The organism is Stenotrophomonas sp. BIO128-Bstrain (assembly GCF_030128875.1).
Lineage (GTDB): Bacteria > Pseudomonadota > Gammaproteobacteria > Xanthomonadales > Xanthomonadaceae > Stenotrophomonas > Stenotrophomonas bentonitica_A.
The window spans coordinates 1,318,867-1,340,790 of record NZ_CP124620.1 but is presented as its reverse complement, the minus strand read 5'-3'; the positions used below and the strand labels follow the sequence as shown (position 1 = coordinate 1,340,790).

Here is a 21,924-nt window from a genome sequence, read left to right as displayed (position 1 = left end):
CCTGTATGCGTTGTGTGCGGGCCGATGGCCCGGTGCCGGTCGATGACCGGCACCGGACGCGGTCACCACTGGATGCCGGCACCTACCGCGACACCACCATCGCCGCGGCTGTTGGTCGAACCGCTGAACTTGTAGATCCAGCGGCCGCCCTCGGAGACCCCCGAGATGCCCACGGCCACGCCGGATTCACCGTTGAAGCTGCCTGCGGCCAGCGAGGCCATGCTGCGGCCGGCCTCATACGGCTGCGGCAGCGCCGCCACCGCCATCGCCGAGGCCACACCGGCCGAGGCACGGTTGTCGGTCTTCTGCAGATTGCGGTCGAACGAGTCCATGCGCTCGTCGGTATAGGCCTTGGACCAGTCCAGGGTCTGGGCCATGCCGCTGCGCAGCTGGTCCACGTTGACCGCGTCGGTCCCGGCGGTACCGGCGGCGACATTGCGCACCGTGGTCGGTCCGGTGGCGGTGCTGCCCAGGGTCACGCTGTTGAGGTTGGTGGTGCCGTTGACGTTGGAGTCGTAACGGATCGTGCCCTGCTGCGAGGCCTGCAGCTGGCGGACATTGACCGCGTCGGTGGCGTCGCTGCCGTCGGCGACGTTGGCGATCTGGCGCTCCGCCCCGCTGCTGCCCACCGAGACCGTGTTGGCACGGTTGGCCACCGAGCCGGCACCCAGGGCGACACTGTTGCTGCCCTGCGCACTGGCCCCGTTGCCCAGCGCGGTGGCGTTGTCGCCCGCGGCAGCGGCGCCGGCACCACCGGCCACGGCGTTGTCGCCGGAGGCCGAGGGCGCAGCCAGGTTCTGCGTATTGTTGACCTGGAACATGCCGGAGGTGCCGTTGTTGATGTTGTTGATCTGCGTATCCGTGTAGGCCTTGGACTCGTTGATCGCGTAGTTCACGCCGTTCTGCAGCTGGCCGACATTGACCGCGTCGTAGCGCTCGGAACCATCGGCCACATGGGTGACCTTGCGCTCGGCCCCGGTACTGCCGACGGCCACTTCGCCCACCGAACTGCTCGCCCCGGTCTGGCCGTAGGCACCGGTGTACCCCGTCTGTGCCCCCACGCTGGCGACCGAGCCGGCGCCGAGCGCAACGCTGTTGTCCGCACTGGCGCTGGCGCCGTCACCGATGGCCGCACTGCCGCTTCCAGCGGCGCTGGCCAGCGGCCCGATCGCGATGCTGTCGGCACCGCCCGCAGTGGCCGGGCCCTTGGTCGAGTTCACCTGCACGTACTGGCTGTTGCCACCCGGCTGGATCTGGTCGATGCGGGTATTGAGGTTGGTCAGCGAGGCATCCACCGCCGAGAAGGCCACGGTGACGTCGCTGTAATCGTTGGCGATGACACTGCCGTCGGTGGCGATGGAGGAGATGCGGAAGGTCGGCGCCGTCCAGATCCCGGTGTTGCCGTCGAAGTTGGTGGTGCCGCCGAAGTACCCCACCAGCGCATTGTTGGTCTGGAACAGCTGGTTGCCATTGACCGCATCCAGGCTGCCGGCCAGCACGCGACCCTCGGCCAGGTTGGTCAGTGCGACCGCCGCGCCACTGCCATCGCCGGCCAGGGTGATCGTGTTGGTGGCATTGCCGCTGGCATCGGCGTCGTACTTCACCGCCAGGCGGTCCACGGTGTCGGTCTGGTCGGCGACGTTGGCCAGCGAGGTGCTGACCGCATCGAAGGCACTGCCGACGTTGTCATAGCTGCCGGCGGTGACCTGGCCATCGCTGGCGACGTTGTTGATCGTGTAGGTCGGCGCGCTGACCATGCCGGTGGCGTCCAGCGCCGCCCCACCGCCGAGGTGGGTGGCCACGGCCTGGTTGGCGGCGAACAGCTGGGCCCCGTTGATCGCCTCGCTGCTGCCGGCCGTGACGCTGCCAGCGGCGAGGTTGCTCAGCGTGGTCGCACCGCCGCCGTTGCCCAGCGTGGCGCTGGCGTAGTTCACGCTGCCATCCGGGTTGAGGTCGTAGCGCAGCGCGCCCTGTTCGGAGGCTTCCAGCTGGCCAAGATTGACGGCATCGGTGGCCTGGGTACCGGCCGCCACGTTCACCACCTGGCGCTCCGCGCCGGCTGCACCGACGGAGACCGTGTCCGCGCGGTCGGCCACCGCACCGGCACCCACGGCGATGCTGTTGGCCGCCGTGGCCGAGGCCCCCATACCGACGGCGATGCTGTCCAGACCGGCGGCGGCCGCCTCTGCACCGGTGGAATTGATCTTCAGGTAGCGGCTGCCGACCCCGTTGCGGATGTCGGTGATCTGCGTGTTGAGATTGACCAGCGAGCCATCGACGGCGGAGAAGGCGTCGCTGGCGTTGTCGTACACGCCCTGAGCCACTGCGCCGTCGCTGGAGATCGTGGAGATCTGGAAGCTCGGTGCGGTCCACGCACCGGTGGCGGGATCGAAGGCAGTGACGCCGCCGAAGTAGTCCACGATCGCACTGTTGGTGTCGAACAGCTGGGCGCCATTGACCGCCTCGGTGCTGGTCGCGTTCACCGCGCCATCGGCGAGGTTGGCAATGGTGCTGGTGCCGGTGCCGGCGCCCAGTGTCACGCGGCGGTAGTTGGCACCGCCTGCACCATCATCGTCGTAGGTCACCGCCAGCGTGCCGACCGCATCGATCTGCGAGATCGCGCCCTGCAGCTGGGCGACGTTGACCGCATCGGTGGCGGCACTGCCGGCGGCCACGTTGCTGATCTGGCGCTCGCCACCGGCGAAGCCAACCGAGACTTCACCAGCCGATACCTGCGGCGCGCTCAGCCCGTAGGCACTGTAGCTGGCCTGCGCACCGCGGTTGGCCGCGGAGCGGTAGCCCAGCGCAACGCTGTTGGCCTGGGTGGAGGTGGCCTCCGCACCGAGGATGGTCTGGCCGTTGGCCGTGCCCTTCGCGCTGTCGCCGACGACCACCGAGTGGCCCATGCGCGCGGCGTAGTCGGCGGTCGGTACGCCGGTGGGGTCGGTCGGATCGTTGAGCCCGGCGCCCGGGAACGCGATGTTGGCGTCCTGCCGCGGCAGCTCATGACGTGCGTTGGCGCCGATCACCACTTCCTTGGAGCCATTGGCAAACGCCCCATCGCCAACCAGCACCTGGTAATCCTGCGCGGCGTTGACCGCCCAGCAGTCCACGCTGGCCACCAGCAGGTTGAGGCACTTGTTCGACCATGCCGGCGACCCGTCCGGCAACACCAGGCCGAGCAGGCCATTGGGATCGCCGTTGTTGATGTTGTAGATGTAGCTGTCGGAGGTGACGCCGCCGATCAGGGTCAGGTGCGAGCTGCCACCGGTGCTGGCGTTGCCCAGCCCATCGAGCAGCGTGCCGACCGGGCTCAGGTTGACCACCGGCAGGCCCAGCACGTTGGTGACCGAGTAGGTCTGCATCACGTTGGCGCTGCTCACCGCCAGGTTGCCATTGCGCACGTAGCCGTCGCCACCCAGCAGACCCTGCGCGGTGGGCCCGACCAGCTGCGAGAGCGAGCCGACCAGGCCACCGGTACCGATGATCAGGCCAGCGTTCGGATCGGCCGGGGCCGGTCCTTTCGGACTGCCCGGCGGCAGCGACGTCGGTGCCGGGAACACGGTGCCCAATATCGGCGTGGTGACCGCGCCAACCGCGCCGAGCACGGGCGTCGTGATCGCACCCACTGTCGTGCCGACGCCATCAAGGAGGCCGCCGACCGCACCACCGACACCGTTCAACAACCCTCCCAGTGCGTTGCCCAGCCCGTTCGGCGCCAGCGCCATCGAACTGGTCTGCACGGCGCTGACGCCGGCATCGACCAGCTTGGGATTGCGATCGGCCGCATCGACCACGTGGCCCAGTGCATCCACGCGCACACCACCGGCGACATTGCTGGCCAGCGACGCCTGGACCGCATCCGGGGCATCGGGCGTGACCGTGGCCTCGGCGATCAATGCCGCCTTGGCCTGCACCTCGGCGGCCGCAAGGCGCGCCTGGGCAGCCGCATCGACCTTGGTTTCCAGCGCCGCCTTGAGCGGGGCCGGCGCAGCGGCAACGGCCACGTTCGCTGTCGCGTTCGCATCGGCCCTCACGGCCAACCTGCCATCGGCGGTGGCAGCCAGTCGCGCATCCGCCTTGACCGGCGCCTGCACCGCTGCTGCCGACGGTGCCTGCGTGGCCACGGCGTCGACGGCGGCGTGTGCGTTCAGTGCTGCTCCGTTGCCGGTGCCGCCTGCAAGACCCAGGTCGGCCAACGCCGCCACCTGTGCGGTTGGTGCAGCGACGCGCCGGGGCAGCTCCGCACTCAACTGTGCGGCGGTCTGCACCTGCAGTGCCGGCCGACCGTGGGCCGCCTGTGCACCCAGGTTGAGGTTGACGTTGGTATCCACGCTCAACAGTGGCGTGGTGCCACGATCACGTGCGGCCGCCGCCAGCGCCACTTCTGCATCGAGCTTCACCGGCAACGGCGCGGTGTACTTGGCAGCCAGTGCCTGCAGGTCGTTGAGTGTCTGGTTCTCGCCTGCCCATGCACTGCCCGTGCACAGCGCCAGCGACAGACCCAGCGAGAGCACCGACATCGGCACCTTCAGGTGCACCACCACCGGCCCGGCGGCCAGGCTGCCGCGCGCAGTGGCGATTTCGGACACGACCACCAGGGCATTCAGCCGGTGGCTCCACACCAATCGAAAGATACGGTTCATCAGGTATTCCCCCGTGTACGGACGCGTTGAACATCACCGGTGCCTGACGGCACGTGGATGTCATTACAGTCGAGGGGTCAAACCGCGAGCACTTCATTCCGGCAGCGCAAGCGTGCGTTCCGGCAAGAAGACGGGGAAAACCGGCAGCGGCATGGACAATTTCGGCAGCTTGCCGAATATGTGCAGGGCAGACGGACGGATCGCGTCTCCAGTCAGGCCGGGCTGCCCATCTGCGCCGGTGCGCGCATCAGCGTATCGCGGGGGAGCTCGCCGAATACCCGGCGATAATTATCGGCAAACCGCGACAGGTCCCATAGCCCGCAACTCAATGCGATCGCCTTGACCGACTTGCGGCTGGCATCGGCCATCGACAGGCCGCGGCAGGCCGCGCACAGGCGCAGCATCGAGAGATAACGGTTGGGCGAGGTACCGAAAAGGTCTTCGAAGGCATACCGCAACGCGCGCTCGCTGACCCCGGCCGCGTCACAGATTTCATTCATATAGATATAACGACGCAGATTGAGCCGCATGAAATTCTCGGCGCGCTGGGCGATCAGATAATGCGTGCGTCGGCCCCGGCTGCAGGTGGGATGGTCATCGCTGCCGGCGCCCAGCAGCGCCTGGATATGGTCGTGCAGCAAGGTGTCCACGGCGTCGGCCGGCAGCGCCCCGCCCTGTCCAAGAAGTGTTTGCTGGACCTCACCGTAGCGTTGCACCAGTCGCGCTGCGTTGCTGCCCGCGCCGGCCTGGAACAGGGAAAGGGCCTGGCCCGAGGGCAAGGTGCTGCGCAGGCTCAGCTCGGTCAGCTTGCGCTGCACGCGCTGCATCGGCGCGAGCAGCAACGTCAGGTGGGTGCCGGCACTGAGCGTGAACTCGCTGATGCCCTCCGGCAGCACGGTCAACGCCATCCCGGCGGCCAGCGGCATGCCATGGCACCAGCTGACGTTCTCATCGGTGGCGTGGATCAAGCCGAGCAGGCACCAGTCCTGGGGCAGCATGAAACGACCGCGGAAATGAAACCCGCTCACCGCGGTGCAGAACAATGCCTCGTCGTGCACCTGCGATTCGATCGCAGCACGCGGGCCGTTGCCATCGAGCAGCACCATCTCCAGATCGCACACGCGCAGCACACCGCTGAGCGAGGCCAGGTCGAATGCCCGCAGCCCGCTGTCGATCTGGTCTTCCACCACACCATCTACCATGACAGTGATGCCCCCTTTGGCCTGGTTACCCGGTGCCTGCGCCGCATGGCCACCGGGTGCACACTCCTGCGTTTGCTGCTGCGCATTCTGTTACGGCCAACCCGCCGTGGCGATGCCCGCCAGCCCGCCCAACCCATCGTTCGTGACTGCAGCTAAATCGTTCACTGATCGCAGCTAAATCATTCAGCCGATGCGGCAGCGATTGTCGGCGAAGCTTTCGATGCGCATTTTTGGCAAGTATGCCCGAACTGGACGCCAGGTAAACAGAATCATAATCGCCGTCACAAATGTGTCCGGATCCGTTGAAACCCAACGTTGAAGCGCGCTCGCATGCTGTCAAACAATTGACATCACATCGCCCTCACATAATCTCTACCCGCACTTCACTTTGCCGCCATTACATCAGGCTCATGCACGGCGGTCATGCGGTGCGAAGTTTCTAAAGTTGAAACCGCGCCTGCCGATTTTGTGTATTGGATCCCACGTGATTCGTCGAGCATCGTATTCAGGACGCGCGGCGATACCGTCGCGGCGATTGAAAGACAAGGGGAACGCCATGGACAGCAATCTTCGTACGCACTGCCCTCATTGCCGATGCCGCGCTTCGGCGGCAATGACCGCACTGTCCAGCGCGATCCGCCTCCAATGACGTTGCCGGGCTTGGCCCGGTCGATAGCGCAGGCCTGCAAGGGCCGCACCGCGCAGGACGCGCGGTCGGGATGGAGGTCCTGGCGGAGCCAGGCAACACCATCGGTACCAGGGGCTGTATCCGCCCGTTCGGGCTCTGATTGGGAAATGGAGAAACCGTCATGAATGCATCCGTTCGCAAGTTCCTCGTTGAAGAAGATGGCGTGACCGCGCTCGAGTACGGCCTGCTGGCTGCCGTGATCGCGGGCATCCTGGTGGCGGTGGGTAAGGACCAGATCACCGGATTCTTCGAGAATCTGTTCACCAAGCTGGGTGAAGTGGTCGACGACGCAACCGCAGCGGCGGCCTGATCGACTGTCGTTGACTGCCTGCGCTGTCGCCCGGCTCTCCCCGCGGCGACGGCATGGCACGCAAGTGTGTCGTACGACCGATTCGGGGGACATAACGCATATGGAACTCCTTCCCCTGGTGGCATTGCTGCTGGGCGTACAGGTCGCCATCCATGACCTGTACGCCCGACGGGTGTCCAATCGCGGGTTGCTGTTGGCCACGGGCGTGGCGCTGGTCGCGCTCGCGTGGCAGTGGTGGATGGCCGGCCGCGGATTTCCGGGCACGCACCTGCTCGGCTTCGTATTGGGATTGCTGTCGCTGCTGCCGTTCTATGCCATCGGCTGGATGGGTGCCGGTGATGTGAAGTATTTCGCCGTGCTCGGCCTGCTGCTTGGCGCGGCGCCATTGCTTCCGATCTGGATCATCGCCAGCCTGCTCGCCGGTGCACATGCCACATGCGTGATCGTCGCGCGGCGCATCGCGCCTGCGTTGTCCCATTCCGGTCCGCGTCCCGAGACGGACAATGCGGTCTCGCGTCGCCTGCAGCCGGTGATCGCGCAGTGTCGGCAGGCGCGCCAGGGCCGGGTCGGCATTCCCTATGCGGCCTACCTGGCCTTCGCCAGTATGTGGTGGGTCCTGCAACAGCCATCCGGAGGTGCCGCATGAGCATCACCGCCGGCCACCGCGGCCGCCCGAGGCGCCAACGCGGCATCGCGACCCTCGAATTCGCGCTCATGCTGCTGTTCGGCCTGTTGCCGCTGCTGCTGGTCACCTATTCGGGCGTGATGATCATGGCCGCGCAGCAGACGCTGTCGGCAGCGTCTGCGGAAGGCGCACGTGCTGCGTTCCGCCATGCCACCCCGACCGAACGCCGTACCGCCGCCTGCGTGGCCGCGCGACGCTCCATGCAGTGGCTGCTGACGTACGCCAGGCAGACGCCCGATTGCGCCGCGGCTGGCGCGCCCCCGATCACCGTCTCCACGCCCGCGCCCTGCGCCGACCTGCCGGCCGCACAATGCATCCGCGTGGAGGTGAGCTACGACTACCGCGCCCACCCCTTCCTGCCCGGCACGGGGCGCGTGTACGGCTGGGTAATGCCAAGGGCGCTGCGCAGCACCGCGGTCGCCCAACTCGACCTCGGCGGCAACTGATGACCCTCCGGAGAACCGCATGCTCAAGTTGACCCGCATCGCCGCGATCCTGTTGATCGGCCTGGCGGTGATCCTGGCCATTGTCGCCTTCAGCGTGAGCCGCCGCGCCAGCGAGGCGCCGCCGGGCACGCCGGCGACCGCCACTGCTCCCGCACAACCTGCCACCTGGCCGGTGGTCGAGGCGGCCGGCGCCTTGCCGGCCGGGCGACCGATCACGGCCGAGGACCTGCGCATCGCCGGCCATCCGCAACGCCCGGTGGGCGCCTACACCTCGATCAACGCCCTGGTCGGCGCGGTACCGACCCAGGACATCCCGGCCGGCACCCAGATCCAGACCGCGCAGATCGCACAGGGCTTTTCGCTGCGCCTGAATCCCGGCGAGCGCGCACTCGCGGTGCCGGTGGACGAACTGGTGGCTGCAGGCAATCGCATCCAGCCGGGCGATTTCGTCGATGTGTTCCTCAACCTGCGCGCGTCGGGCGGGTTGCGCGACGACGGTGACGCGCAGACACGGCTGCTGTTGTCGCGGCTGCGCGTGCTCAGTTATGGCGCCGATGATCTGCAGAGCGTGGCCAGCGTACCCGCCGATGGCAGCGCGCCTGCGCCCGCCGACAGCCGCGCACAGGACATCACTGGCGCAAACGCGTCGGCCGGCGCATCACGCAATGATGGAACCACGCCACCGGCACGCAGCGCGGTGCTGGCGGTGCCGGTCGCCGAGGCGAACCGGCTGCTGCTCGGCGCCCAACAGGGGAAGCTGTTCCTGGCGTTGCGCAACCCGGCCGACATCGCGCTGCCGGACCAGGCCTTGTTCCCCACGCCCGGCCGCGTGCTCAGCCCGCGCCGCGAGCTGTCCGCCGAGGAGCGCCTCGCCCTGCAGCGCCCGGAAAACGATGCCTACGCCGGCATCGACACCGACGCCCTGGCCGGACGCGGGCGCAGTTCCACCGCGGCACTGCCCGTTCCCGGCAGCGCACCGCGGCGCGCGGCACCGCGCCCGGACCGCGGGATTGAAATCATCCGTGGCGACATTTCCTCCCACAGCGGGTCGCGTTAAGCCCATGCCGAGACAGCCCATGACCGAACGCCCCACCCTCACGCGCCGCCTTTGCCACGCCCTGTCACGCTGCCTGCTGGCCGGCGTGCTGATCGGCAGCCCGTTGCTGGCCAGTGCCGACGCAGAGCTGGTACTGCAGACGCGTGAGCAGCGACCGTGGTCGTTGCCGGCCAACCTGGAACGGGTCGCCATCGCCGACCCCAGCGTAGCCGACGTGGTGATGCTGCGTGGCCGCGAGGCACTGCTGGTCGGCAAGGCACCCGGCAACACAACGCTGCTGCTGTGGCGCAACGGCAATCGCGAGCCGGAACGGCTGCAGGTGGAGGTGCGCAGTGCCGTGCAGGGTGCGTTGACCGCCCAGGGCGGTGGCACCGGGCTGGTCGTGCAGGACGGCCAGGGCCTGCTGCAGGGCCTGAGCCCTTCGTTGCTGGACCACCAGAACAGTATCAAGGCCGCGGCGATGGCCGTGGGCAAAGAGGGCCAGCTGGCCGATATCTCCACCATCGCCACGGGTGGCGTGGTCCAGGTCGAGGTGAAGATCGTCGAGTTCAACAAGTCGGTGCTCCGCCAGATCGGCATGAGCTTCGGCAACAAGAACTTCAACCGCAACAACGGCTTCTATTACGGCATCACGCGCCCCGGCGCGACCCTGCCCGGCGTGCTGCCGGCGGGCGAATCGGCGGGGCCCGACGACGTCATCATCACCAACCCGCTGTCGTCGGCCTTCGGGCTGGTGTTCAAATCCCTCACCCATGGCTGGGACGCCAACATCGACCTGCTGCAGAGCAACGGCATGGCCCGCGTCCTGGCCGAACCGACCCTGGTTGCGTTGTCCGGACAGAGCGCCAGCTTCCTGGCCGGCGGTGAGCTGCCGATCCTGGAACCACAGGGGCTGGGCACCACGACGGTCACCTTCAAGCCGTTCGGCATCGGCCTGACCGTCACCCCCACCGTGCTCGGCCCGAACCGCATCGCACTCAAGGTGGCGCCGGAAGCGAGCGACCTGAACTACGCCGCCGGCATCACCTACAACGATGTGCAGGTGCCGTCGATCACCACCCGCCGCGCCGACACCACGGTCGAGCTGGGTGACGGGGAAACCTTCGTGATCGGCGGGCTGGTCAGCAACAACGTCAGCTCCAACGTGGACAAGGTGCCCCTGCTCGGCGATCTGCCGATCATCGGGTCGTTCTTCCGCACCCTCAATTACAAGAAGGAAGAAAAGGAGCTGGTCATCATCGTCACCCCGCGGCTGGTGCAGCCGTTGGCCCAGGGCACCGAGGTGCCGCTGCCGGGCCAGCGCGAGGCATCGCCGAACCTGCCGGTCTGGGGCGCCTGGCTGTTGAGCCCGGCATCGTCGGACCAACTGCCCGGATTCTCGCGCTGAGCCCAATGCCAGGAACCTTCCCGCCATGTCCGCCACCCTGCAGCTGGTCCAACCACGGGATGCTTCAATGAAGCTCGTGCTGTTTGCGCCGGACCGCGAACTGGCCACCCTGCTGTCGGCCTTGTTGCCGTCGCTGGGCACGGTGCAGTGGCTGGACAGCGCAGCGCCGGCCTCGGCGCTGGAACCGCTGCGCGACACCGGCTGCGTGGTGCTGCTGGACTACCGGCACGAGAACGCCGCCTTCTCCGCGGCCCTGACCCGGCAGCTGCAGGCCCAGGCCCCGGAGCTGCCGCTGGTGGCGATCGGCTCCACCCACGTCGATCACATGGACGGCGTGGTCGCCGCGTTGCGCGCCGGCCTGCGCGATCTGCTCGACCTGGACAGCGCACCACAGGACATGGAAGCAGTGCTCCGTCGCGCTGCCGCGCTCGCCGCGCAGGGCCGCAGCAGCGTTGCGGTGGCGCCGCCGGCGCGCGCACGCATGGTGCTGCTGCTGGGCGTCCGCCCCGGCGTGGGCAGCAGTACCCTGGCCGCGCATCTGGGCGTCCTCGCCGGCCAGGCCGCGCTGTCCAACCCGTCAGCGGCCGGCGATGCGGCACCGGCCGATGCCGGTACGCTGCTGCTGGACCTGGGCCAACCCACCGGCGACCTGTCGCTCTACCTCAACGTCGACCCCAGCTTCCATTTCGACGATGCGCTGCGCAATGCCGCACGCATCGATGCCACGCTGGCGCGCACCGCGATGGCCCACCATCCAGCCGGCGTCACCCTGCTCGGCCAGCCACCCGGCATGGAAGGCACCGCATTGCCCGACCCTGGCATGTTGATGCAGCGCCTGCGCAGCGTCTTCCACACCGTCCTGTGCGACCTGGGCGGCGTGCCGCTGCGCCAATTGCCGGTGTCCCTGCTCAACAGTGCCGACGAACTCTGGCTGATCGCCGATCAGTCCATCGGCACCCTGGTCTCGCTGGACCAGATGCTTCGCCACCTGGCCCAGGTGGGCGCCCGCGATGCCCGGCTGCAGCTGATCATCAACCGCCATGACGATGCCAGCGGCCTGAGCCCGGCGCAGATCGCGGCACGCTTCGAACTGCCCCTGTTGGCAGTGCTGCCCGATCGGCCCACACTGCGTTCCAGTGCCAGCCATGGCCGCCTGCTGCTGCAGGACGCGCCGCGTGATCCGTATGTGCGTGCCCTTGCCCCGCTGTTGTCGCACCTGGATCCGACGGCCCCCGCGCCGGCCAGGGGCTGGCGGGAACACCTCGCCCTTCGCCTGAGTGGTTCCCCATGGAAGACAAAGTGACTCCGTTTCCGTCCACCACCGCCCGCGCCGAACCCGCTGCCGACGCCGAGCACGGCGTGCAGCCGTTCGAGCAGACCGAGCAGTACCAGAAGGTGCTGATCGCCGCGCACGAGCACCTGCTCAACAGCATCGAGGACGAGCGCATCGATATCGACGCGTGGGCACCGGACACCGTGTCGCGCTACGTGCACGCGCAGACCGCCGGCTTCGTGCACGAGTGGCGGATTCCGATCAACGAGGCCGAGAAGGACATCGTCGCCAATGCACTGGTGAAAGAGCTGACCGGCTTCGGTCCACTTGACGATCTGCTGCATGACCCGGAGATCGAGGACATCCTGATCAACGGCTACAAGGACATCCACGTCTCCCAGGGCGGCATGCTCAAGCGGGCGCCGCAGCGCTTCAGCGATGACAGCCATCTGCTGCGCATCCTGCGCCGGATCCTGGCCCCGCTCGGCCGCCGCCTGGATGAATCCAACCCGATGGTGGATGCGCGGCTGCCCAACGGCGGCCGCCTCAACGCCATCATCTCGCCGTTGGCCGTGGATGGGCCGATGGTCTCGATCCGGAAGTTCCGCAAGGATCCGTTCACCCCGGACGAGCTGCTGCGCATGGGCACGTTCGATCGGCCGATGCAGGCGCTGCTGCATGCGATGGTGCTGGGCCGCTGCAACATCCTGGTCTCCGGGGGCACCAGCTCGGGCAAGACTTCGCTGCTCAATGCCCTGGCCAACTACATTCCCGCCAACGAGCGCGTGATCACCGTCGAAGACACCGCCGAGCTCTCGCTCAACCACCCGCATGTCGTGCGTCTGGAAAGCCGTATCGGCGGTGCGGACGGCAACGGCGCGATCAGCATCCGCGACCTGGTCCGCAACAGCCTGCGCATGCGCCCGGACCGCATCGTGGTTGGCGAAGTACGTGGCGCCGAAGTGCTGGAAATGCTGCAGGCGATGAACACCGGCCATGACGGCTCGATGGCCACCATCCACGCCAACTCGCCGCGCGATTGCCTGTACCGCATCGAGATGCTGGCAGGTTTTGCCGGGTTCCAGGGCAGCGAAGACAGCCTGCGCCGGCAGATTGCGAGCGCCATCGACTTCATCGTGCAGATCTCGCGGCTGGGCAGCGGCCGTCGCGTGCTGGTCTCGATCACGGAAATCACCGGCGTCACCGACAACATGATCGCCACCCAGGAGATGTTCCGCCACGAGGTGCAGATCGATGGCGACGGCAAGGAGTACGACCGCTGGGTCGGGCTCGGCTTCCAGCCCCATTCGCACAAGCTCGAGCCGTTCCGGCGGCAGCTGCGCGAAGCACTGGGCGGAGGCTTCTGAGGATGGCCTTCGTCCTGCTCCTGTGCAGTGCGGCGCTGATACTGGTGGCGCTGGCCGTAGAGCTGTGGGGCGGCGCGGCCGCGCGCGAGCAGCGCCGGCTGTCACTGCAGCACGCCGAACAGCGGCTGGCGCGACCGGACACCGCCCCGCGCCTGGCCGGCATCAGCGACGCCCCGCCCCCGACGATGCCGGTCACCAGCACCCCGGCCGGCCGGCCCTGGGACGCGCTGATGCGGCGCGCCGCGCTTCCCACCGGCTGGCGGGTGCCACTGCTGATCGTCGCCGCTGCGGCACTGCTGGCCTGGATCGCCAGTGCGCGGCTTGGCACGGTGTGGGCCGCGCCGATCGTACTGGTGCTCAGTGCGCTGGCGGCCTGGTTCTGGGTATCACGGCGGATCACCCGGCTGCAGGCCAAGCTGCTGCGCCAGCTGCCGGACTTCCTCGACAATCTGGTGCGCCTGGCCGGCCTCGGCAACAGCCTGCAGATGGCCTTCCAGACCTCGGCCGCGCAGATGCCGATGCCGCTGCGCGGCCTGCTCGACGCCACCGTGTCCTACACCCGCAGCGGCCTGGACCTGGACCGCGCCCTGGCACAGGCCGCCCAGCCCTATCGGCTGGAAGCCCTGAACGTGCTGTCGGTGGTACTAGGCGTGAGTGTCCGCATCGGCGGCCGCGCCGACCAGATCCTGCAGCGCATGGCCGACTTCATGCGCGACCTGGACCAGGCGCAGCAGGAGCTGATGGCCACCACCTCCGAGACCCGCATGTCGGCCTGGGTGCTCGGCCTGCTGCCGCCGATCAGCGCGGTGCTGATGGCGATCACCAGCCCGGACTTCTTCCAGCCGATCATCCAGGAGCCGCTCGGCCACAAGCTGCTGCTGTGGGCGCTGGGGCTGGAACTGATCGGTGGCTTCCTGCTGTACCGGCTGGCCAAGTCGATATGAGCGCCCGCCCTTCTTCCACCGGGAGTCTGCATGAGCACTAACGGCTGGTGGATCGCCACGTTGTTGGTCCTCGCCGCCGGCGTGGGCCTGCTCGGGCTGCGCGGCTGGGTGCTGAGCGGCCGCGAGCAACGCCACCAGGACGCCCTGCAGGCCGCCCTGCGGCCGCGCGATGCCGCCGGCGCCCCTGCCCCGGCACAGCAGCCGCCGGTCAGCCTGCGCCAGCGCTGGCTCGCTGCGGTCGCCGCGCTCGGCCAGCGTTTCAACGGCGGCCGCATCGAAGCCGCCCTGCTGGCACCGGAAGACCGGTTGCTGCTCGACCAGGCCGGCTGGAACACCAACGCCGGCACCGCGATCTTCCTTGCCCTTCGGCTGCTGATCGCCGTGGCCACGCTGGTCCTGGTGCTGGCCTTCAACCACAGCACCGGCTTCAGCCGCGCGATGGTGATCTTCGGCGCGCTGGCCTTCGGCATCCTGTTGCCGAAGTTCGCCCTGCGTGCGTGGGCGATGCGCCTGCGCAAGCAGGTCTCGGCGGAATTGCCGCTGCTGATCGACCTGCTGCGCCTGCTGCAGGGCGTCGGCTTCAGCATGGACCAGAGCCTGCAGACCCTCGGCGACAAACTGCGCAACGCGATCCCGGTCCTCGGCCGCGAGATCCACCAGGCCAACATCGCCTACATGCACGGGCGCAGCCGCGAGCAGTCGCTGCGCCGGCTGGGCGAGTCGTTCGACGACGAAGACCTGCGCAGCCTGGTGCAGCTGATCCTGCAGGTCCACGCACATGGCGGAGCGGTGCAGGAGCCGCTGCGCCAGTTCAGCATCCGCCTGCGCGAACAGCGCCGTTCCACCCTCAAGGAGAAGGTCGGCAAGCTCTCGGTAAAGATGACCGTGGTGATGATGTTGACGTTGTTGCCGGCGCTGATGCTGGTGCTGGCCGGCCCGGCCATCATCGCCCTCGCCTCCGCCCTGACCAAACTGGATTGAACGCCATGCACCACGCCGTGCTTTCCCGCCTTTGCCTGCTGCTCGCCGCGACTGCCCTCTGCGCGGCCTGTTCGAACGTGCGCAACGGTTACCGACAGGATCCGATGGCACTGGCCTCGCCCGAGGTGGCCCCGCAGGACGACAAACAGCTCTACCTCGAGCTGATCTCCAAGATGCAGCAGCAGGGCGCTTACTACGCCTCGCTGGCGCACGTGGAGGCGTATCGCCAACGCTATGGCGACAGTCCCCAACTGCGCCTGTTGAATGCCGATGCACTGCGCGAAACCGGCCAGCGCGAGGCGGCACTGGCCATGTACGGCAGCCTGACCAGCGGCCCGCAGGCGGCTGCGGCGTGGCACGGACTCGGCCTGATCGCCGCCCGCGACGGCGACGCGGCACGCGCCGAGCAGGCATTGGCGAAGGCCGTGCAGTTGCAGCCGTTGAACACCGGCTACCTCGGCGATCTGGGCTTCGCCCGGTTGCGCGCCGGCGACTGGACCCGCGCGCAGGAACCGCTGGCCAAGGCCGCCGAACTATCGCCCGGCAGTGCCAAGGCCAACGCCAACCTGGCGGTCTGGGCGCTGCTGCGCGGCCAGAACGACATGGCCGACACCATCATGCGCAACGCGCGCCTGACCGACAGCGCGCAGGCCGAAGTCCGCCGGCTGGCGGACCAGCTGCGCCAGCAGGCGGCCCCGGCGCCGTCGGTGCAGCGTGCACCCGCCAGCATCGCCACGGCGGCCGCCGCGCCCGGCAGCGGCGCCACGCCTGCACCACGCGCCGCTGCCGGGCGCCCGGCGCAGCGCAGGGTCGCCATCGATACCGATCACCGCACGCGTGCCGATGCGCGCCTGGCGCCGTCGATGCTCGAACGCTTCAGCACGCCCACTCCTGCCAGCGAGACCACGCCATGAACCAGTTGCGTCGCCTGCCCGTTACGTTCCTGCACGTTGGCCTGCCGTGGCTGCTGATGGTGGTAGCGCTGCCCGTGATGGCGCAGCAGGCACCGCTCACCGGGCAGATGCTTGGCGGACAGCAGGCCCCGCCGGTCGCCACTACGACGCTGCCGGCGCCAGAGACCCCGGCACCGGTACCGACCTACGTCGATCGCGCGCCGGCTTACACCGACGCCGCGCCCGGGCGCTACATGCCTCCCGCACCCGCGCCGCGCAGCGAGATAGGCCAGACCACCCGCGATCTGCTGCGGATGCAGGCCCAGGGAACCCACGCGGGGGCGCGCCTGCCGATCCTGGGTGACCAGGCCGCGGCCAGCTATGCGCGCTACCTCAAGAGCTTCGAGCACGAGATTCCCGAGTTCCTCAAGACCAGTGTGAAAAAGGACGTAGGCGGTTCCAACGACGGAGGTTGATGCCATGCACCAGTCCAGCGTTCGTGCGCCCCGGCCGTTCCGGCGGCGGCTGCGCGGCGGGATGTCGGTCACCATGATGCTGGTCCTGCTCGGTCTGGTCGGGATGCTCGGCCTGGTCGAAGTGGGCTATCTGTACTGGGCCAAGCGCGATGCGCAGAAGGTGGTCGACCTGGCCGCCGTCGCCGGCGCGCAGCGCCTGGACCTGTGCCGCGCGGACCTCAAGGACAACGGGGCTGCCCGCAGCAATGCAGAGCGGGACAACGGCTTTTCCGGCGCCCTGGTGATCCACTGCGGCAACTGGAATCCTGCACGCGGCGCGGGGGATCATTTCAGCGTGACGCCCGACGCGGCCAACCCGCTCAATGCGGTCAAAGTGGTCGCCACCCGTTCGGTGGTGCCGTTCTTCGGCCAGAACACGCGCCTGCCCACGATCCGTGCGCAGGCGGTGGCCACGCGTGCGCCGCCGATCGCGGTGTTCTCGGTGGGCTCGCAGTTGCTGCGGGTCAATGGCAATACGCCGCTGGGCAACGTGCTCAACCTGGTGGGCGTCAACCTGGACCGCACCACCCTGCTTGGCTATGACGGCCTGGCCCAGGCGAAGGTCACCCCGGGCGGCCTGCTGCAGGCGCTGGGCATTCCGGTCCAGGCCAACATCGGCATCGCCGAGTTCAACGCCCTGCTGGCCGCCAACCGGGTCTCGCTTGGCCAGCTGCTCGATGCGACGGCCACGGTGCTGACCAACAGCGGTGTCGCCCATGTGGATCTGACGGCACTGCGCAATGCGCTCGCGGCAAAGGTCGATCTGAACCAGCTCAACGTGCAGCTCGGCAGCACCGACACCACCGGCGGGCTGTTCGCACGCATCGTCGCGCCCGAAGGCCCCGCTTCGCCAGCGCTGCAGGCCGACATCAGCGCGTTGGACCTGATCACCACCAGCATCAGCATCGCCAGCGGCGGCAACGGCGTGGCGGTCAACAACCTCAACATCTTGGGCCTGGTGCAGACCCGCGCGGCGATCATCGAGCCGCCCTCGATCGCGATCGGCGGCGTCGGCACCCGTGCCTACAACGCGCAGGTGCGGCTGAAGATCAACATCGACACCGGCGGGCTGGCGCTGCTCGGGCCCGTGCTCAGCGGGCTGGGGATCCGCCTCAACCTGCCGATCTATGCCGATGTGACCAACGCGATGGGCACACTGGACGCGCTCAACTGCGGCGCGACCCCGCCAACCGCCACGGTGCGGGTGCAGTCCTCGCTGCTGCGCGCCTGCGTCGGCCGCGTGGCTGCCGCCAACGAATTTTCGCAGCGCAATGTGTGCGATGCCGGGCTGCAGAACGAGCAGTTGCTGACCCTGCTGGGCGCACCGCTGGTCACCGACAAGATTTCCCTCAATGCGCTGACCCGCGATGAGAGCGTCACCCTGGCGGCCGGAGAGACCGCCTCCACTTACTTCAACCAGGCCCAGGTCGGCACAGCCGTCTCCGGCCTGGTGAGCGAACTGCTGCGCGTGCTGAGCAACGTGGTCACCCCGGGCAAGCAGGGCAGCACCGATGCCGCCACCGCCAATCGTTTGGCGGATCAGTATCTGAAAGCCGCCAATCCGGGCAACGTTTTCTACGACGCCGAGAAGACCATTGCCCTGCTGCGACTCGGTGACCCGGCACGCGGCATCGGCGCCCTCGGCGACTGGGACGTCGTGGGCGGCGTACCGCACGCGTGTGGCGCGCTGAATCTTGGCACCTGTTTTGAAACCGGCTCGGTCTGGGACGGCTACAACGCCACCGTTACCGGAAAGGGAATGGGCGGGCTCAGTGGCCTGCTCGGCTCCCTGCTCGGTGGGCTGGTGATCAACCGCTGCAACAGCCTGTTCAGTACCCTGCTCAACTACAACAACTGCGTCAAATCCAACCTGGCCGCTTACCTGCAGACCCGGCCGGGCGGCCTGGAGGACCTCGCCGGCGGAACCGGAGTCACCGACCCGGGCACCGACCAGGTCCGCTGCAGCGGCCTGCTGTGCCTGGCGCTGACCCCGGTGCTGGAAACCCTCAAGCCGCTGCTCAACGGCGTCGGCACCCTGCTCTCGCAGACGCTGGCCCAGGTGCTCGGGCTTGAGCTGGGGCGGACCGACGTGCACATGCAGTCCATCCAGTGCACCCCGGCACAGTTGGTTTATTGACGCTGCGGCAAAGTGCAGGCCCCGCGATTGTGCGTGCTAGACTCCGGCGGGGACTTTACTTCACTGATAATCCACTCGTGGATGGCCTGAATATGCGAGAGAGAAAAGGGGTTGGTTCCATCGTCGCGCACGCGCTGACCGGTGGGATTGTGTTGCTGCTGTCGTTGAGCGTCATTCCGCAGGCCCTGGCCGCGCGCGCACCGCGTGCCGAGCCGGCCGTGGAGACCGCCGTTCGCCCGGCGCCGGTGGTCCGCAATACCGTGGACGAACTGCGCCAGCTGGTCGACTCCAAGCAGCTCACCGAGCTGCGCACTACCTATAACGGCAGTTACGGTGCCAGCCTGCTGTTCAATACCAGCACGCTGAATTACTACGTGGCGCTGTTCCACGAGAAGGACTTCTGGCGCGTGATCAAGACCGATTCGGTCGACAACGCCGAGAAGGTCTACCGCACCTTCGTCGAACAGACCGAACAGCTGGCCCAGGTGTATATCGATACCACCCGCCTGCAGGCCGGCAAGCGCTATACCGAAAACCTGGTCGCCTACAACGAAGAGCGGCTGCGCAGCCTGCAGCAGGAAGCCGATCTCCAGCGCCAGCAGTCGCTGCAGGTCAGCGCCTCGCTGGAACAGGCCAAGCAGCAGGCGGTCAGCCTGAGCACCGACCTGCGCAGCAGCCACAGCGAACTGGACGCGCTCAACCAGCGCATCCAGATGCTGCAGGCCCAGCAGCTGAACCCGGCGCTGTCGCTGCCGTCAGCCGAGTCGGCCACGCCGGCACCGGCGCCGCAGGGCAACCCCGGCAACCCGTAACGGCATCGCGCGCCCTGCCCCGGCAGGGCACGTCACGGACGGCGCCGATGGCGCCGTCTTTCATTCCGGTGCAGTACCCTTGGTGGCACAGACGTCCTGCGCATCAGCAAGGAGTGCCCCATGCCCGTTCCGCGCCCCCTCATCGCCCTGACCCGCGTGCGCGCCGCCTTGGCGTCATCCCGCGCCCGGCTGGCCGCGGCCCTGGTCGCGGTGTTCGCCCTGCCGGGCGCCGCCACTGCCGCTCCGGCCTCGCCCACCTCGCCGCCGCTGTCGGCCGAAGCGTCCGATCCCAGGCTGCTCGGCTGGATGCAGGGCGCGCCGCCGCCGGAAGACAAGCGCATCCGTTACACGGATGACGACTATTTCAGTTTCCCCAAGCTGCGCTGGACGGCCTGCCATTTCCGCCAGTTGATGCCCACCGTGGGCGTCAGCCGGGGCCCCGGCGCGGCCCGTGACCTGCCACGCCGACTGGATGCCGCGATCGACGCGCTGTCGTTCACGCCCACCGGCACCCACCGTCAGATGACCTGGGCACAGTCACTGTCGGCCAACTACACCGACGGCATCGTGGTGCTGCACGACGGGGTGGTGGTCTACGAGCGTTACAGCGGCTGCCTGGACGAGCATGGCCAGCACGGTGCGATGTCCGTCAGCAAATCGATGACCGGCCTGCTCGGCGAGATGCTGGTCGCCGAGGGGGTGATCGATGAAACCCAGCGCGTCAGCGCGATTGTTCCCGAGCTGAAGGACAGCGCGTTCGGCGATGCCACGGTCAGGCAGGTGCTGGAGATGACCACGGCACTGCGCTACAGCGAAGACTACGCCGACCCAAACGCCGAGGTCTGGGCATTTTCCGCCGCGGGCAGCACCCTGCCCCCGGCCCCCGGCTACACCGGGCCGCGCAGCTATTACGATTACCTGAAGACCGTGCAGAAGCAGGGCCGCCACGGCGAGGCCTTCGGCTACAAGACGATCAACACGGACGCGCTGGGCTGGATCATCGCCCGGCGCACGGGGCAGTCGGTTGCACAGCTGCTGCAGTCGCGCATCTGGCAGCGCCTGGGCGCCGAGCAGGACGCGTACTACACCGTTGATTCCACCGGCACGCCGTTTGCGGGCGGCGGCTTCAATGCCGGCCTGCGGGATCTGGCCCGCGTCGGCCAGCTGCTGCTCGACGACGGCAAGGTCGACGGCCAGCCCATCGTGCCCGCCGCCGCGATCGGCCGTATCCGGGCCGGCGGCAGCAAACAGGCCTTTGCCAAGGCCGGTTACGCGCAACTGCCTGGCTGGAGCTATCGCGGCATGTGGTGGATCTCCCACAACGACCATGGCGCCTACATGGCGCGCGGCGTGCATGGCCAGGCGCTCTACATCGACCCCACCGCACGGGTGGTGATCGCGCGGTTCGGCTCGCATCCGGTCGCTGCCAACAGCGCCAACGACCCGACCACCCTGCCCGCCTTCGATGCGGTCGCGCGGTATCTGATGGCGCAGCCCTGAGCGTGCGTGCCGGCTGACTACCGGCACGCATCGTGCACCAGGTCATCCATTCGCCGGCTGAGCGCCAGGCTCGGCCGGCCGCCCGCTTTCCGGTACGTCGTCTCGCGCTGGCGTCGCGCGGCGGCGCAACGGGCGGGATCGGCATGCACGGAGATGACCGCCCCCCGGATCGCGGGCGTCGGGCGGACACTGCGTCGCGGCAGACGCTTCTATCGCACGGCTGCAGCCTCAGCACGCCGCTTGGCCTGTAGTTCCTGCCGCACGGACTCGATATGGATCTCATTGGCCCAGGTATCGGCGGGCGGCGGCATCTCGCGGATGCGCTCGGTGCGTCCCTCGCACGGGGTGGACTGATAATGACGCGCGCCGTCGACCAGGCAGGTATGCACCTGTCGCGGCGGCAGATCCACCGCTGTGGCGCTCATCATCAGGGTCAGCCACCACGCAGGCATCGCATCGCTCCGTCCAGATGCGCCCAGCATGTTTCAGCGGCGGATCACCGAGCCGTGACCGGCTGCACAGTGAGCGGGCGATGCGCATGCCCCTGACACGCCATCACTGCCATGCCCTACCCAGGTGCTATGGCCTGGCGCCCACGTGCAGTTCCAGCACTTCGTCACCCAGGGCGTCGATCTCGCCGGTCGGCCGCCAGCCCAGGTAGCGATAGAAGCCATGCGAGCGCACCGCAGGATCCGCCGCACACCCCAGGATCAGCCGCGAATGGCCGGCCTCGACTAGATCGGCGATGGACATATCCAGCAGCCGCCGACCGATGCCCTGCCCTTCATGGGACGGCAGCATTGCCAGCACCACGATCTCGCCGCCGTCGCGATCGCCGAAGCAGTAGCCGACCATGTGCTCGCCTTCCAGCGCGATATGCCCCGGCAGTACATCGTCACGGATACCGGCCGCCCAGCTGTCTTCGGTGATGCCGAGTCCGGCAAGCTCGGCCGCGGAAAACGCATTTTCGCGGGTGCGCCCACGCAGATCGATGCAGGCAGCGGCATCGCCCGGCACGGCGCGACGGTAATGAATCGGGTGGGTCATGCGTGCTTCCTGCAACCGCCGGAACACTCGGCGG

Annotated in this window: 18 protein-coding genes; 14 read left to right on the top strand and 4 right to left on the bottom strand. The window is 68.2% G+C overall.

Annotated features, from left to right (window positions below; genetic code table 11):
• Positions 1-62: 62 nt before the first annotated feature.
• Together POS15_RS06025 and POS15_RS06020 are read right to left on the bottom strand one after the other, a co-directional pair.
• Positions 63-4,646: a YadA-like family protein gene (locus tag POS15_RS06025; protein ID WP_284129201.1), complete on the bottom strand. Its 4,584-nt coding sequence runs from the start codon at positions 4,644-4,646 to the stop codon at positions 63-65.
• A 212-nt stretch (positions 4,647-4,858) separates the two neighbouring features.
• Positions 4,859-5,848 carry a helix-turn-helix domain-containing protein gene (locus POS15_RS06020; protein ID WP_070470709.1) on the bottom strand — a complete coding sequence of 330 codons (990 nt, stop codon included), beginning with the start codon at positions 5,846-5,848 and terminating at the stop codon, positions 4,859-4,861.
• A gap of 809 nt (positions 5,849-6,657) precedes the next feature.
• Between POS15_RS06020 and POS15_RS06015 the strand changes: the two genes are divergently transcribed.
• From POS15_RS06015 to POS15_RS05950, 14 genes are all read left to right on the top strand, one after another.
• A complete protein-coding gene (locus POS15_RS06015; protein ID WP_019184693.1) occupies positions 6,658-6,846 on the top strand; it encodes a Flp family type IVb pilin in 189 nt (62 codons plus the stop codon).
• A 100-nt stretch (positions 6,847-6,946) separates the two neighbouring features.
• Positions 6,947-7,492: an A24 family peptidase gene (locus POS15_RS06010; RefSeq protein ID WP_284129200.1), complete on the top strand. Its 546-nt coding sequence runs from the start codon at positions 6,947-6,949 to the stop codon at positions 7,490-7,492.
• On the top strand, positions 7,489-7,977 hold the full coding sequence (locus tag POS15_RS06005; RefSeq protein WP_284129199.1) for a pilus assembly protein: 489 nt from the start codon (positions 7,489-7,491) through the stop codon (positions 7,975-7,977). Before POS15_RS06010 ends, POS15_RS06005 begins: the two co-directional genes overlap by 4 nt.
• A gap of 19 nt (positions 7,978-7,996) precedes the next feature.
• Positions 7,997-9,034, top strand: coding sequence for a Flp pilus assembly protein CpaB (gene cpaB, locus POS15_RS06000; RefSeq protein WP_046273549.1), 1,038 nt, complete (start codon positions 7,997-7,999; stop codon positions 9,032-9,034).
• Between the two features lie 19 nt (positions 9,035-9,053).
• Positions 9,054-10,421 (top strand): type II and III secretion system protein family protein, encoded by a 1,368-nt coding sequence (locus tag POS15_RS05995; protein WP_019184697.1) that lies wholly within the window; start codon positions 9,054-9,056, stop codon positions 10,419-10,421.
• 25 nt (positions 10,422-10,446) lie between these two features.
• Complete coding sequence (locus POS15_RS05990; RefSeq protein ID WP_284129198.1) at positions 10,447-11,724, top strand: fimbrial protein; 1,278 nt, start codon at positions 10,447-10,449, stop codon at positions 11,722-11,724.
• Positions 11,709-13,061, top strand: coding sequence for a CpaF family protein (locus tag POS15_RS05985; RefSeq protein WP_019184699.1), 1,353 nt, complete (start codon positions 11,709-11,711; stop codon positions 13,059-13,061). The genes POS15_RS05990 and POS15_RS05985 overlap by 16 nt, the downstream gene beginning before the upstream one ends.
• 2 nt (positions 13,062-13,063) lie before the next feature.
• Positions 13,064-14,005 (top strand): type II secretion system F family protein, encoded by a 942-nt coding sequence (locus POS15_RS05980; RefSeq protein ID WP_284129197.1) that lies wholly within the window; start codon positions 13,064-13,066, stop codon positions 14,003-14,005.
• 30 nt (positions 14,006-14,035) lie between these two features.
• Positions 14,036-14,986, top strand: coding sequence for a type II secretion system F family protein (locus POS15_RS05975; RefSeq protein WP_019184701.1), 951 nt, complete (start codon positions 14,036-14,038; stop codon positions 14,984-14,986).
• Between the two features lie 5 nt (positions 14,987-14,991).
• The gene (locus POS15_RS05970) at positions 14,992-15,900 is read left to right on the top strand and encodes a Flp pilus assembly protein TadD (RefSeq protein WP_284129196.1); all 909 of its coding nucleotides are present in this window, start codon (positions 14,992-14,994) and stop codon (positions 15,898-15,900) included.
• Positions 15,897-16,355, top strand: coding sequence for a DUF3613 domain-containing protein (locus POS15_RS05965; RefSeq protein ID WP_284129195.1), 459 nt, complete (start codon positions 15,897-15,899; stop codon positions 16,353-16,355). Before POS15_RS05970 ends, POS15_RS05965 begins: the two co-directional genes overlap by 4 nt.
• Before the next feature lie 4 nt (positions 16,356-16,359).
• Positions 16,360-18,531, top strand: a complete 2,172-nt coding sequence (locus tag POS15_RS05960) for a TadG family pilus assembly protein (protein WP_284129194.1) — start codon at positions 16,360-16,362, stop codon at positions 18,529-18,531.
• Positions 18,532-18,623: 92 nt separating this feature from the next.
• Complete coding sequence (locus tag POS15_RS05955) at positions 18,624-19,343, top strand: DUF2968 domain-containing protein (RefSeq protein WP_026070082.1); 720 nt, start codon at positions 18,624-18,626, stop codon at positions 19,341-19,343.
• A 120-nt stretch (positions 19,344-19,463) separates the two neighbouring features.
• Complete coding sequence (locus POS15_RS05950; protein ID WP_284129193.1) at positions 19,464-20,843, top strand: serine hydrolase; 1,380 nt, start codon at positions 19,464-19,466, stop codon at positions 20,841-20,843.
• A gap of 209 nt (positions 20,844-21,052) precedes the next feature.
• Here the strand turns inward: POS15_RS05950 and POS15_RS05945 are convergent, their stop codons facing one another.
• Together POS15_RS05945 and POS15_RS05940 are read right to left on the bottom strand one after the other, a co-directional pair.
• A complete protein-coding gene (locus POS15_RS05945) occupies positions 21,053-21,295 on the bottom strand; it encodes a hypothetical protein (protein ID WP_284129192.1) in 243 nt (80 codons plus the stop codon).
• A gap of 127 nt (positions 21,296-21,422) precedes the next feature.
• Positions 21,423-21,890 (bottom strand): GNAT family N-acetyltransferase, encoded by a 468-nt coding sequence (locus POS15_RS05940; RefSeq protein ID WP_019185090.1) that lies wholly within the window; start codon positions 21,888-21,890, stop codon positions 21,423-21,425.
• Positions 21,891-21,924: the final 34 nt, after the last annotated feature.